This window comes from Lactiplantibacillus sp. YT640 (genome assembly GCF_049745435.1).
In the GTDB taxonomy this organism is placed as follows: domain Bacteria; phylum Bacillota; class Bacilli; order Lactobacillales; family Lactobacillaceae; genus Lactiplantibacillus; species Lactiplantibacillus plantarum.
The window spans coordinates 46,541-60,216 of the sequence record NZ_JBMNVY010000018.1 but is presented as its reverse complement, the minus strand read 5'-3'; the positions used below and the strand labels follow the sequence as shown (position 1 = coordinate 60,216).

General features: G+C 44.2%; 12 protein-coding genes. 11 read left to right on the top strand and 1 reads right to left on the bottom strand.

The window, feature by feature from the left end; all coding sequences use genetic code 11:
• The first annotated feature begins 357 nt into the window (after positions 1-357).
• The 11 genes from ACOV1R_RS11235 to ACOV1R_RS11185 all read left to right on the top strand — a co-directional run bounded on the left by ACOV1R_RS11235 (position 358) and on the right by ACOV1R_RS11185 (position 11,943).
• A complete protein-coding gene (locus ACOV1R_RS11235; protein WP_003643275.1) occupies positions 358-825 on the top strand; it encodes an SMI1/KNR4 family protein in 468 nt (155 codons plus the stop codon).
• 600 nt (positions 826-1,425) lie between these two features.
• Entirely contained in the window at positions 1,426-1,920 is a 495-nt protein-coding gene (locus ACOV1R_RS11230) for a DUF2247 family protein (protein ID WP_054519218.1), read from the top strand.
• 436 nt (positions 1,921-2,356) lie between these two features.
• On the top strand, positions 2,357-3,265 hold the full coding sequence (locus ACOV1R_RS11225; RefSeq protein WP_053338797.1) for a glycosyltransferase family 2 protein: 909 nt from the start codon (positions 2,357-2,359) through the stop codon (positions 3,263-3,265).
• Between the two features lie 33 nt (positions 3,266-3,298).
• Positions 3,299-4,231, top strand: a complete 933-nt coding sequence (locus ACOV1R_RS11220) for a glycosyltransferase family 2 protein (protein WP_021357577.1) — start codon at positions 3,299-3,301, stop codon at positions 4,229-4,231.
• 512 nt (positions 4,232-4,743) lie between these two features.
• On the top strand, positions 4,744-5,877 hold the full coding sequence (gene glf / locus ACOV1R_RS11215; RefSeq protein ID WP_003644178.1) for a UDP-galactopyranose mutase: 1,134 nt from the start codon (positions 4,744-4,746) through the stop codon (positions 5,875-5,877).
• 21 nt (positions 5,878-5,898) lie between these two features.
• Positions 5,899-7,026 (top strand): polysaccharide biosynthesis protein, encoded by a 1,128-nt coding sequence (locus tag ACOV1R_RS11210; protein WP_225914140.1) that lies wholly within the window; start codon positions 5,899-5,901, stop codon positions 7,024-7,026.
• A 5-nt stretch (positions 7,027-7,031) separates the two neighbouring features.
• On the top strand, positions 7,032-7,655 hold the full coding sequence (locus tag ACOV1R_RS11205; protein WP_187351486.1) for a polysaccharide biosynthesis protein: 624 nt from the start codon (positions 7,032-7,034) through the stop codon (positions 7,653-7,655).
• Positions 7,642-8,862: a hypothetical protein gene (locus ACOV1R_RS11200; RefSeq protein WP_044430185.1), complete on the top strand. Its 1,221-nt coding sequence runs from the start codon at positions 7,642-7,644 to the stop codon at positions 8,860-8,862. Before ACOV1R_RS11205 ends, ACOV1R_RS11200 begins: the two co-directional genes overlap by 14 nt.
• On the top strand, positions 8,859-9,968 hold the full coding sequence (locus tag ACOV1R_RS11195; protein ID WP_054519216.1) for a hypothetical protein: 1,110 nt from the start codon (positions 8,859-8,861) through the stop codon (positions 9,966-9,968). The genes ACOV1R_RS11200 and ACOV1R_RS11195 overlap by 4 nt, the downstream gene beginning before the upstream one ends.
• Entirely contained in the window at positions 9,952-11,031 is a 1,080-nt protein-coding gene (locus tag ACOV1R_RS11190) for an acyltransferase family protein (RefSeq protein ID WP_054519215.1), read from the top strand. The genes ACOV1R_RS11195 and ACOV1R_RS11190 overlap by 17 nt, the downstream gene beginning before the upstream one ends.
• A gap of 135 nt (positions 11,032-11,166) precedes the next feature.
• Entirely contained in the window at positions 11,167-11,943 is a 777-nt protein-coding gene (locus ACOV1R_RS11185; RefSeq protein ID WP_021356757.1) for a DUF4422 domain-containing protein, read from the top strand.
• A gap of 188 nt (positions 11,944-12,131) precedes the next feature.
• Here the strand turns inward: ACOV1R_RS11185 and ACOV1R_RS11180 are convergent, their stop codons facing one another.
• Entirely contained in the window at positions 12,132-13,550 is a 1,419-nt protein-coding gene (locus ACOV1R_RS11180) for a polysaccharide biosynthesis C-terminal domain-containing protein (RefSeq protein WP_097558253.1), read from the bottom strand.
• Between the last annotated feature and the right edge of the window lie 126 nt (positions 13,551-13,676).

Below are 13,676 nucleotides of genomic sequence, written 5' to 3'. Positions count from 1 at the left end.
CTAAATATCATAAGGGAAGGCATTCCCTATTTCTATACAATTCAGAAATCTTTTATGCATTTACACAAGATATTTTACGCTCTCCTCTAATTTAAAACTATCATAAAGATAACCATGAAGCAGACGAGAAATTAACCTACTGAATTGCCAAAGCAAGTGCAACCTTATAAAAATGTGGTTGATGTTGAAGTATCACCATGAATTGCTGAAAAATTCGGGTAGTTTAATCATATGGAAGATTGTTAGGACAGCAATAAAGGAACGACTGAAGAATTGAATAAACGTCAGCCAGGAAAGTTGAAAAAGGAATTCCTAGAAGAATAGTGCAAAGGATTATAAACAAATGGAGATTGCATAGTGAGCAGTTATAGCCAAGCAAAAATTTTAATACATGAAAACAAAGATTTAGTAGATCATTTTGGTGGGGCGTCAAGTGAATTAATAGCAATGGGAGAAACAAAACTAGGTGTACAGTTTCCGTCTGATTATAGGAAGTTCTTATTGGAATATGGCGCCTTAACATTCGGTGCGGCTGAAATCTATGGTGTTTTTACTGAGGATTTTGAAAATTCAGGAGTTCCCGATGCAGTTTGGGCAACTTTGGATGAACGTAGGGTGGTAAAGATGCCCACAAACTTAGTGATGATTTATAATACAGAGATGGGTGAAATTCTTTGTTTAAATTATAGAGAATTAAATACAAATCAAGAGCCTAAAATTACTTCCTATTTTCCAGGATTTGCTGAAAGCGTTCAAAAAAATGAAGTCTTATATAATAGTTTTGGTGATTTTTTGCTAGATATAGTAGAAGGAGAATTAGAGTAAAAAAACAAACTGCGATAAAGGTCCGGATATACGTTAATCTGGATGGTCAGTTATAGCCATGATGGTGGAAAATATGACACAGGAACTAGTGTTGTTATTGGTCAGTAGCCTTGCTGGTTAGTCTAATTTACTATGGCTGATTAATTTAGATTAAGCATCATGCGAATAGGCAATATCAATTAATCAGATAAACCAACCGATATTCGACGAAAACCATTTGCCGGATATCGGTTGGTTTTTAGAATATTGATGAACCTAGCATATTCTAAATATTAGGACGATTACAGGTAGTAATATAGTAATTAATGTAGTGACTAAATTAGGTGTAGAGGTGGGCCCAATGATGTTACTATCAGGAAGAATACTGAATGATCCCGAACATGTTATAAATTTGCTAAGTTAACAAAGGTGCGAATGTTTTGGCAACTGTTAAGAAAGTTATGAGGAAGGTCACTGGGTAAAAAGATGTTCAATCAACTAAATATGACGATGAACTGTGCGGCTAGGAACTTAGTTAAACGCAAGTCATCGAAGATTTATTATTAGAGGCCAAACAACTTTGAGGTCTAACTAAACACACGACAAATAAAGGAACTTATTATGAATTTAATAACGTTAAAAGATTTGAGAGCAAAAAGGTTAACCTATAATTGGGAAACAATTTATGTTGGCATGGAAATGGCGTATTTTACCATTCAAGCTATTTCAGATTATGCTGTTGAACTAATGGAAGGCGGAATTAATGATGAATTTATCAATCAATTGGCATGGGGAGTTGAAGACGGGGACTCATCACGAATATTGATTGAAATAAAGTGTCATTTTAACTTAGTATCTGAAAAAAACAATGATGAGTATAAACTAGAGAATAGAAAACTTAGGTTTGTCTATCTGTCCAAGCTCAATGATGAAGTAACTGATGACAAGAAATTATTGGATGAAATTGAAAAATTTTATGACAACCAGGGCTATCCTGAAGATATGAATACTTTTATTGGATATATGCCTCAAGATTCATACACAAATTGTAAGATCTTAATTCTAAGGTTCCATGAGTTTTTAAATTTAGAGGGTGAACAATTACGATTGATTTAAATGATTAAGCAGTATGATCAATTGATTTGCCTACTGAAGTATAGGGTCGAGGTTAATTATTTATCTTGATTATCCTGAGGAAAGAGAATTGATGGATGTATTCGACGACTGGATTGCATAGAAAATCAAAAAGAATTAAGAAAGTGTGCATCACAAAATTAGCTTCGGTAACTAATTTTGTGATGTGTTTTTAAATTACTCTGAAATCAAGGCATGTTTTTGATAACGACACAGTTAATGATAGGCATCTTTCCAAACTAACCTCCAAATACGTTTAATCCCCTTAAAAATCAGGTTTAAATATTTTATCCTAACCACCACGTCTAGCTATAATCAAACTAGACTAGTATAATGAAAAATTACTTGAAACGGCTAGTCAGCTTAACTGACTAATTCGGATTAGTTTTAAGTGATCATAACAATTTGGGGGAAGCTTATGACAAAAATTGCGTGTGTGATTGTGACTTTTAATCGTAAAGCGCTACTTGCGGAGGCTATTGAGAGTGTCTTGACGCAGCCGGAAGCGCCAGAATATGTCTTCGTCATCGATAACGCATCGACGGATGGGACGGAGGCGTTTATTCAGCAACAATTTGACTTTGATGATCAACACTTGGTTTACGTTCGTTGTCAGCAAAATCTTGGTGGTTCCGCTGGTTTTGCAACTGGAATCCGGCTAGCATTGCAGACTGACTGTGATTGGATCTCGATTTCTGATGATGATGCGATTTTTCAGACCGGCTACTTTGCGGCGATGCGGCGAGCGATTGTGACTCAGCCGCAACAAGGCGTATTTTCAGGATCGGTGTTATTACCAAATGGACACCATGATGCGATGCATCGTGAAATGATTACCAATTCGCAAACACTGACGGTTAAGCCCATAGCCGAAGCCGACTATGCGCAGGACTTTAAGTATGATATTTTTTCGTTTGTGGGTATCTTAATGAGTCGCGGCATTGTTGAACGAATTGGGCTACCTGAACAGGATTACTTTATTCGGTTTGATGACTTTGAATATGCGCTCCGGGCTCGCAAGTATGGTCAGTTTCTAAATGTCCACGACGCGTTGGTCCTACACAAAACGACGTATACTCGTACTGCTATAGCGCCGTGGAAGGAATATTACGTGATGCGTAATCGGCTGGCATCATTATTCAAACACCGTGGGCAAACTCGGGTTACCTGCTGGTATGCCCGTCGCTTTTTAGCGCGCAAATTATTCGCCATCTTGCTTTTTCGGGATAGATGGGGCCAAGCGGGGCCACTGATAAAAGCGTATGTTCAAGGTTACCGTGATGGTTGGCATGACCGGCTTGGGCGCAATCAAGATTATTTACCATAAAGGACGTTAGGCTAAGACAAGGAGTGGACAAACATGCAATATGGGGCGATTGTGGTAACTTTCAACCGCAAACAATTACTAATCGAATCAATTACGGCACTACTGAATCAGACGGTCCCACCCGCGAAAATTATTATTATTGATAATCATTCGACGGATGGGACAAAAGCTGAATTACAAACAGCTGATATTTTGGCTAATCCAAGTGTTGATTACCGGTATTTGACCAAAAATATCGGTGGTGCTGGGGGCTTTGCTCGGGGGATGCAGATTGCGGCGGCAGATCCGAACTTGGATTGGGTTTCAATGTCCGATGATGATGCAATTTTTGAGCCAGACTATTTTGAAAAACTAATTGCTTATCAGCAAAATCATCCAAATCGCCAAATCTTGACGGGGAGTGTGTATATTGAGGATGGCCGTTTGCAAGCGGATCAGCGGAACCGGTTCACCAATTGGAGTACCTTTCAAGCGCAGGCGGTCCCTGAAAGTGAATATCGCGGTAATTTTGAGTTTGACCAGTACACTTTCTGCGGTGTTTTCATGAGTGTGGCTGTGATCAAGCAAGTGGGAGTGGCGGACGCTGGCTACTTTATCTGGTGGGATGACTGTGAGTACGCGGTACGGACGGCCAAGCTGAGTCGACCGGTCAATGTGAGTGCGGCTAAATTAATTCACAAGACGGCTTTACCTTCCCTGGACTTCAAGTCTAAATTCGTACCCGATTGGCGTCTCTATTACGGGCAGCGCAATCGCTTGATTACGATTAAGCGGTGGCGTGCAAACTCATTGGTCAGTCTCGGATGGTTGCTTGGATTCTACGCCCGATTGGCCATTAAACTCTGTGGACCGTTTTATCGTGGCTATCGCAAAATGGTTATCAGAGTTTACTTGGAGGCGTTACGTGATGCGAGTCGCGAGCGTGAGGGCTTGAATCCCAACTTCATGCCGGGACAGAAGTTTTAGTGTGGGCCTGATCGTGAACTGTCTGATGACATGGGAACCGTATACAGGCGAAACCAGTGATTATTGCAATTTAAGGTCAGATTACTAAACCAGGCCGACTCAATTTTGGACATCAGCTTCATCATTATTAACAACGAATTAAAAGCTAGTTGTGCTGAGAAAAAACTTCTTGGCACAACTAGTTTTGTGTTTTGGTGACATTTTAGACGGAAAAGCAAAATTTAATTTTTAGATTTATTTTGTAATTCGAATGGATAATTTTACTGTTTTTACAGCAACGTTTATTGGTCTTTTGACCAGTGACCACCAGCAAGCATTCAGATGATTGCTTGTATTTAGCCGCAATGGTTGAAACCGGTAATCATAATATTATTTGTTATTTAGATAGTAAACTTAATTTAGCAAGCCCCAATATTTGATTAAAACCCATTATATCCGTATGTTGAGCGATTGTTTATCACGTAATGTTTGTTATAATTCACCAAGAACAAGTTAATTTTGGGGGAATTCACATGAACGAACAATACGATTATTTGGTAGTTGGTGCGGGACTATTTGGTGCCGTCTTTGCTCATGAAGCAGCCTTGCGCGGTAAACGGGTCAAAGTGATTGAAAAGCGCGACCACATTGCTGGTAATATCTACACTAAGGAAGTGGCGGGGATTCAAGTCCACCAATACGGGGCTCATATCTTCCACACTTCGGATCGTGAAATTTGGGATTACGTTAATCAATTTGCGGAATTTAACCGTTATACGAATAGCCCAGTCGCTAATTACAAGGGCCACATGTACAACTTGCCGTTCAACATGAATACGTTCAGTGAACTCTGGGGCGTTCGGACACCGGCAGAAGCAGCCGCTAAGATTGCGGAACAACGCGCGGCGGCGAATCTCGGTGATCACCAACCACGCAACTTGGAGGAACAAGCAATTGCGTTGATTGGGACCGATATTTACGAAAAGCTGATCAAGGGTTATACGGAAAAGCAGTGGGGACAAAAGGCTACGGACTTACCAGCGTTCATTATTCGGCGGTTACCGGTACGCTACACTTACGATAACAATTACTTTAACGATACTTATCAAGGTATTCCCATCGGTGGTTATACGCAGATCGTTGAGAAGATGTTAGCTCATCCTGAAATTACCGTGGAAACGAACACCGACTTCTTTGCGCATAAGGCTGAGTATCTTGCCCAATACCCGAAAGTCGTCTTTACCGGGATGATTGACCAATTCTTTGACTATCAGTTAGGGGAATTAGCCTACCGTTCACTACGTTTTGAGACTGAAACCGTGCCCGTGGATAATTATCAAGGTAATGCCGTAGTCAATTACACTGATGCTGAGACGCCGTATACCCGGGTTATCGAACACAAACACTTTGAGTTCGGTAAGGGCGATGCGGATCAAACTGTGATTACGCGTGAATTTCCAGCGAACTGGCAGCGGGGTGACGAGCCGTATTATCCGGTCAATAATCAAACCAACAATACGCTCTACAAACAGTATGCGAAGCTCGCCGCAGCTGAACCGCAAGTCATCTTTGGTGGTCGACTAGGCCAGTATCGCTACTATGACATGCACCAAGTGATTCACGCGGCCTTAGTGACAGTCGCGTCGGAATTTGCAACGACCAAATAAAAGAATGTGTGATGATTGAAGATGAGAAAACGGCTAGCAATTGTGTGGGGGAGCCTAGCATTGCTCGCACTATTATTGGGATATGCTTGCTACGCCCTGAGTATTCAGCGCGGTCAAGACACGGTCACGCGGATTTATCAAACTGATCAAAATGGGACGCCGATTATTTCACCCGGACCAATTACCTTAGTAGGTAAGGTCAATCACCGCAATTTATTTCAGTCTGGCATTAACGGCTATGTCTTAACGAATCGCGATCCATTGGCGACTTTGTTGCCGCGCCGTAATCAAACAGTGCATCTAAAGTATCGTTCTGCACAGACGACGGTGGAGCTACGCAAGACGCTACGTCAAGCACGGTATTTACAGGCCGGTACTCAGAATACCGCCACGCCGGTCTTTCAAAATCGACAGCAGCGTGGTGATGCGACAACGTACGGTCGTATCAGTACCAGCCAAGACGGCCGGATATGGACGAAACTACCAATTAGTTATCCGCACGTGCAATTGTCGCGGCCGAGTGTCTGGTACGCGAATGGCCGCTTGACGTTGATAGATGGGCAAGACCGTTACTGGACGACTAATTTTAAAGATTGGCAACATCAACGGTTGAACTTTAACGGGGCTGATTTTAAGCAAGGTCGGGTTCAGGCCGTCTTTCCAGGTACGACTCGTTCAGCGGTTGTTGTGGTTCGCGGCATTGATCGCCAAAGCAGTCGCGCCAAACTCTATTATGGACAGCTCACGAAGACTGGACGGGTCAAAGCTTGGCACGCGTTACAACTAGGAAAGCTCCCAGCGCGCCAAGTTGCTGGAATGAGCTTGATTGATCAACACTTATACCTGTTTCGTCAGCGCGGTACGCAGTTGGCCGTTTATCGTGCCAATCGGTTGACGCGTCCGGTCAGGTTGGTTGGTCGCGTTAAGCTAAATCATGCGCAGTCACAACGAGTGACCGCGGTGAATTTGATACCGACCACCAAGCATCGCTACCGGTTAATATTTGACTTGACGACAGCTGAAAAGGTTCAGAAACAGCCACGTTATCGGTTGCTTGATCGGCGATTTAAAGCAGTGGGGCAGCAGCATCTATTGGTCACTGATTATCTCTGGAGCCAATTTCAAATTAGTCTACGTGGGAGTGAGTGAGGCATATGAAGGTACAGCCAAAGGAACGCTTTATTTTAGCGTGGCGGTGGTTGCCGCTCGAATTGCTGATCATTATGCTAAGCGTCGGCCTTGGATGGGCGGGCAATCGATGGCTACCTAAGCCGGTGTATCAAGCATCTGTTGATATTCGGATTGCGCAAACGCCACGTTCAGGGCTGTCAACAGCCCGTCTAAAACGTCAGCGACGCCAGGATATCAAAGCTATCACGCAGTTCAACGTGATGCCACACCAGAGTGCAGTGCTGACTCGAGCCAGCACTTATGCCTATGCGCATTATGGCATTTGGCAACCGATTCAGGAACTGAGTGAGTCGGTCCAAGCGGCACCAGTTGCGCGGCGACCGGTCTTGCGAGTGACAGCAACGAGTAGTTCACGGCAAGTGGCCCAGCAGAATGTTCAGGCGTTCAATGTGGCGATTAAAGCTAATCTGACGGGCTTAAAAAATTATCGAGTGAAGACAGTTAAACGTACCGTAACGCGTGAGACGAACGTGATCCGCGGGGCGCTTTGGAAGTTAATATTAGTTGTTGGGGGCGGCTTAGCGTTGCTGAGTCCGTACCTCGTGAAATATGGTCAGGGTTGGGGGCGGCACGATGATGAGACGTAGGGGAGCAAGTATACAGCAGCACCGTAATGCGCTCTATCTGATTATCTTTGGAATCTACTTAGCCTCAGTCACACTACAGACGACGACCTTTAACGAGATGATACCGCATCGAGTGGGCGTTTTGATTGAATTAGCGACTTTGGCCGCATTACTGGGCCTCGTGGTTTGCTTAGATACCTTGACCCCCGGCCAAATTATTGGAGAAGTCAGTTTACTTGTACTGGTGACTGTCGTGACGCTCACATCGGGTGCGCATTATTTGATGCCGACAATCATGTTGGTGATTGCAGCCCGGGAAGTTTCGTTTCGGCAGATCATTCAAGTTTATTTGGGCGTCGTGGGGACGATTCTCTTGTTAGCGCTAGTTGCTGCGGAAGTCGGACTGATTAAAAATATTACGTTTGCAACTGCCGATGGGTTACGTCAGTCGTTTGGTGTCGTGTATACCACTGATTTTGCGGCCCATATTTTCTATCTGTGTGCGGCGTATTTGTATTTATTGGCCCGTCGTTTTCGATTAGTAGCGCTATTACCTGTGTTGTTTGGCTTGGCAATGATTTACCAGTTTACGAAAACGATGACGGATGTGATTGCTTTACTCGTTTTGATCAGCTTGTACTTGGTCTATATCTATCGCCGTCAGCTTCGGTGGCTTCGGCCGATGATTCGGTATAGCTTTTTGATGTTACCACTTGCTAGTGGGCTAATTATTGGGTTGTCGAATATTTTTAATTATCAAGACCGGTTGCTGGTAGCGCTCAATAATACCTTGTCCACGCGACTCGCGCTAGGAAATAACGCGTTATTAGCATATGGCGTTAAATTATTCGGCCAAGCCCCGATTCCAATTAATGGTTGGGGCGGCGATCGGTTTGAAACGTTTACCAATGGTGTTGGTGATGCAACGTATTTCTTCATTGACTCGTCATTCTTAAATATGTTGATTTCATACGGATTACTATTAACGCTGATTATAATTATCGGTATGACCTGGTTTTTGTATCAACGTACGCGGCAACACGATTATTTGTTGCCGGTAATCTTTGTGGCCATTGCCATCAGTAGTATGTTTGATCAGCACTTCTTAGAAGTAACGTATAACGTCTTTATTCTGATGTTATTCGCTGATTTACCAAATTATCAAACGGCAGTCGGCCCCGCATTTGACCAACCTGTCGTTATTCGAAGGGGGGCGTCGTGCCGATGAATCATCAACAGGCTTATCGGGTCCAGCGGTTGATCCTGATCATCGCCCTGATGTTAATTCTATTCGGTGATACCGGGATGAACGCGGTATTTAGTTTTAGCCACCAACCACAAAGTATCTGGTTCTATCCGCAGCTCGTCATTGCATTGATGACGGCAGCAGGTCCCAACTTATTATTAATGGCCCTGGGTGCCTATCAATTGCGACGCGCGGCGTTACCAGTATCGCAGTTGATTCGCCGAGTCTTATGGATAATGGGTGGAATTACCTTATTCTCACTGGCCTTCTATCTTGAAGACTTGGTGACGCAAGGCAGTTTAACTAGTTTTAACATCGCTGGCTTTTTTACCGCGTTAGCCCAAGCGCCGGTGGGCTTTTATGATATTTTATATGAACTATTGGGCTTCTTTGTCACCTTGCCGTTGTTAAGGGTGATTGCACACCATGCGAGTGTTGCGATTCAGCAATACCTATTTTGGGCGGAGCTCGTATTTATTGGCATGGTACCAATCTTGGCCTATTTCACTGGCTTGACGACGATCAGTGTTAATCCGCTGCTCGCGATTACGGCCGGTTGCTTTTTTGCATTGATGGGGTATTGGTTGAGCCAAACGGAGGTGTTACACCGGATTACGCGAGAACACCTCTTAGTGGCGTGGCTGCTGACATGTGGGTGCTATGCCGTGATGGTGTCGGTCACGATGTATCAAGTGAATCTGGAAAAGAATTTTGACCTTATCAGCAGCCAGCCATTTGCCCAAACCTTTCAGGCAATTCCATGTTTGACGCTGTGGGTGACGATTGCCACCTGGATGATGAACCGGCCACGGTCCAAAGCAGTACGCCGGCATAACTTTGTTCAAACGGGTTATGGTGATATGCTGGTGGCCGGTCTACTGATTACACCATTTATGGTCATTAATCGGTTGCTGACACCAATTATTGGCGCGTGGTGGTCTGGTTGGCTCTGGAGTATTGCGGTGCTGATCGTTAGTGTTGAACTAGTATGGTTATTACGACATGTCCGCTGGTTGCAACGGATATTACCAGATTTATTTGGTGGCTCCCAGTTAATAGGAGGCTCAGTTAATGCGCAAAAGAATTGAGTGGATCGATATTGCAAAGGGAATCGCAATTTTAGCGGTCGTGGTTGGTCATACCTTGGGCCCCTATAACGGGCAATTCTTCGGTAGTTTGATCTTCGCCTTTCACATGCCGATTTTCTTCATGTTGAGCGGTTATTTGTATCACTCACGCCCGGCACGACAAGAATGTCAGCGTGGCATCATTAACCTATTACTACCGTATCTCGCAACGGCAGTTGTGCTCTTAGTCGTAAGTGCGATAGCCCGATTATTACCGAATCCGCTCCTTAATGCGTATTTTCCAAGCTGGCGACAAGGACTAATTGCCACGGCATACGGGGCCGGTTCGGCAGTGTTCAATCCGTGGCACTGGCAAGTTCAACCGATTGGGGCCGTGTGGTTCTTGCTCAGTATGTTTATTGCGCTGCAACTGTTCAATGGTGTGATGCTACTAACGGCCCGACGTCATCAGCGCTGGCGTCAGGCCATTGTACGGGGCGGGGTGTTCGCTATTTTCGCAATCTTAGGTGGTTGGCTCGGTCAAGTCGCTTATTTACCGTGGGCCGTTAACGCCGCGTTGTTAGCACAGCTCTTTTTATATGCTGGCTACCTCGTTAAACAAACAGCCCTGCTAAGTCGGATATCATCAGCTTGGTATTTATTATTCACGTTCATGTGGTTAGTGAGTGCTTTCCAGGGTTATTTTGCGTTGACAGTTCCAACATCGCCTAATCTGTTGATTAGCGTCATGGGGGGCGTTGCTGGCAGTTTGTGTATCATTCGCGTCAGTGACTGGCTTAGTCATTATCCGAATGCGCGGCCGATTAAGTGGTTAAAACGCTACGGTCAGTTATCGCTAGTGGTTCTGTGTTTTCATTTGATCGATCTAAACGTGATTGGCATTGAAGGATGGTTGACGAATCATTTGATTACCCATATGGGACCACTCGTGACGACGATCATCGCAATCAGTTACCGAATTGGCTTCGTGACGGTTGCCATGCTGGCAATTCCGCATCTTCCGGGAATTCGAGCTTGTTTTTTACCTCGGCAGTATCTATTTCGCCGGCTACAACGTCGTTAAATTACTGTGTATAATCCGGCAAATGCCGAGATAATTAATTGACCTAACAGTCACGTGCAAATACTTGCATTATTAAATGATGGAAAATTTATCATGACTTGAAGCACAAATTTCATACCAGAGGGGGACTGGCAAATGAAAGTACAAATTTATGTAGCGGCTCATAAGCCGTATCAAATGCCACAGGATCCAACTTACCGACCTATTTTTGTTGGTGCTGCGATCCATGGGGGTGCACCACAAAATTATCAACCTGATGACGTCGGTGACAACATTTCGGCAAGCAACCCGAACTTTAACGAGCTAACGGCGATGTACTGGATCTGGAAGAACTGCCATGCGGATGTTAAGGGCTTGAATCAATATCGACGCTACTTGTCTGAGGCACCCAAACGTAAATTAGCCGGTATTTTATCAATGACCGAAATTGAAAGTTTATTGCAGCAATATGATGTCATCGTACCAAAAAAGCGCCATTATTATATTGAATCGAATTATTCACATTACGTTCACGCACATCATCGGGAACCACTGGACATGATGCGAACGGTTATTAGTGAACGTCATGCCGCCTATTTAGATGATTTTGATCAGTTGATGCATCAAACGTCGGCGCATATGTTTAACATGATGATTATGGCGGGTCCTAAGTTTGACGACTATGCCAAATGGGTCTTTGATATTCTGTTTGCTGTGCGTGACCGGATCGATATTGCGGATTACGATGTCCAAGAAGCTCGCGTTTTCGGGTACTTATCTGAGTTCCTATTGGACGTGTGGATCAACCACAACCAACTTAAGTACGTGGAAGTCCCGGTAATGTACATGGAAAAGCAACAGTTACCGGCGAAAGCGTATAATCTGTTGAAACGTAAGTTCTTCCCACAAGCTGCTAAACGGACTCATTTTTAGGGCGCCTGCGATTAATTAGAATATTGAAGTGGTAAGTGGGAGTCAGTCGCTGATGAATGATGCGGCATGCAAATTAATGAGATAACAACTTAATAGTTTAAAAATGCGCCACTCACTAGACGATGATCGGACTAGTGAGTGGCGCATTTTAAGTCTGTTGTATGAATTAGTAATCAAACGTAGGGTTATTACATCCGGGTTCGCAATTTCGCAGCATTAGTCAGTACTGGCGGCTGAAGCAGGAACAATAGTCCGATGTAGATCAGGGCACCGATGCCAATCTGTAAGGCCAGATTGAGGTAAGAAGCGGTCATATTGATATTCAAGGCGTAAATGACGACGAACATGATCACACCGGCGAGCACGTACTTCAGACTAGCCGTAAATAATTGTCTGGTCGCTAACGTATGTCGAGTCACGACTAACTGGTAACCAGTGACACACACTTCGGAAATGAGCGTGGCGCACATGGCACCGGCCACGCCCCAGAACCAAATAAGTGGGATGTTGCAAGCGATGTTGACGAGGGCCCCGATAGTGACGGAAATCGTATAGGTCTTAGTCTGCTTAGTCGGTAGCAGAAACTGCTGACCAAGCACGTTGCTCATCCCAATTAGGATGATGACGGGTGCCTCAATCATCAACAGTCGGTCGACTGCCCCAAATGCCCGTCCAAAAAATAGGGGTGCGAGCGTCGTTGCGACCGCTGCCACGCCGAGGGCCATCGGAATCGCAATCGCGAGCACAAAGTCAAAGGACATGTATAAGTATTGTTTAACGCGTTCAAGTTGCTGCTTCATGAAGAGGTTGGCAATGTGGGGCAACATGACTGTTCCAGTCGCTGTCACGAGCGCTAAAACGAGCTTGATCAACTTGTCGGAGTAATCATAAAATCCGGCGGCGGTTAGCGAATCCATTTGCCATAACATGGTCTTATTCAAGGCAAGGTAAACCGTCGTGGCGATTTGTGGCACGAATAACGCTAATGAGGGCCGCAGATGCCGAAAGAGATTCAATTGACGCCAGTTGGGCCGTTCGACACTATGTCGTAAGTATGGCCACAGTGTCAGATTGCCCAAAACTTGTGAGCCCGCTAAAATCAAAATGTAGATTCCGGTGTCTTGCCGAGTCTTCACGAATACGAAAATCGCAATTACAGAAGCAATCTTGACGAGCATGTTACGGAGTACGGTTTTCTTGAAATCTTCGAGACCCATAAAGTACCAGGAAATATCAACAGCACCCGCAATAATATAAAATGATTGATAGAAAAAATAAATTTGCAATTGGTGCTCAAAAAAAAGAAAAACTAAAAAGGCGAGATAAGCACAACTGATGGTCAATAACTGTAATATTTCAATTTCCCAAAAAGTTTGTGAGCGTTGCCCCCGATTATCGCGAATAAAGGCAATTTCGCGATTACCATAAATTGTAATACCGACCGTTCCGAACAATAGAAAGTAAGTAATGATCGAATTGGTCGTTGCATTGATACCGACGCCGGTCGGCCCTAAGACCCGTGAGATATACGGGACGGTTAGGAGGGGCGTTAGTAAAATTAAGAGGTTATACCCCGCTGTATAAAAGTAATTCCTTATGATTCGCATGAGTGGCTCCTTGTGGCAGTTAAGCAGTCTAACGTTGAATTTCTCAACATTCAATTCATTGTATCACAGCCAATTAGCCGGTTGATAGTGGTTTTAACTGGCTAGGGTTGGTTATTAACAAACTTA

Coding starts and splice junctions, on each gene's coding strand:
- glf (WP_003644178.1), top strand. CDS start 4,744: ATGAACGAACAATACGATTATTTGGTAGTTGGTGCGGGACTATTTGGT.
- ACOV1R_RS11195 (WP_054519216.1), top strand. CDS start 8,859: ATGAATCATCAACAGGCTTATCGGGTCCAGCGGTTGATCCTGATCATC.
- ACOV1R_RS11200 (WP_044430185.1), top strand. CDS start 7,642: ATGATGAGACGTAGGGGAGCAAGTATACAGCAGCACCGTAATGCGCTC.
- ACOV1R_RS11185 (WP_021356757.1), top strand. CDS start 11,167: ATGAAAGTACAAATTTATGTAGCGGCTCATAAGCCGTATCAAATGCCA.
- ACOV1R_RS11230 (WP_054519218.1), top strand. CDS start 1,426: ATGAATTTAATAACGTTAAAAGATTTGAGAGCAAAAAGGTTAACCTAT.
- ACOV1R_RS11190 (WP_054519215.1), top strand. CDS start 9,952: ATGCGCAAAAGAATTGAGTGGATCGATATTGCAAAGGGAATCGCAATT.
- ACOV1R_RS11220 (WP_021357577.1), top strand. CDS start 3,299: ATGCAATATGGGGCGATTGTGGTAACTTTCAACCGCAAACAATTACTA.
- ACOV1R_RS11210 (WP_225914140.1), top strand. CDS start 5,899: ATGAGAAAACGGCTAGCAATTGTGTGGGGGAGCCTAGCATTGCTCGCA.
- ACOV1R_RS11225 (WP_053338797.1), top strand. CDS start 2,357: ATGACAAAAATTGCGTGTGTGATTGTGACTTTTAATCGTAAAGCGCTA.
- ACOV1R_RS11205 (WP_187351486.1), top strand. CDS start 7,032: ATGAAGGTACAGCCAAAGGAACGCTTTATTTTAGCGTGGCGGTGGTTG.
- ACOV1R_RS11180 (WP_097558253.1), bottom strand. CDS start 13,550: ATGCGAATCATAAGGAATTACTTTTATACAGCGGGGTATAACCTCTTA.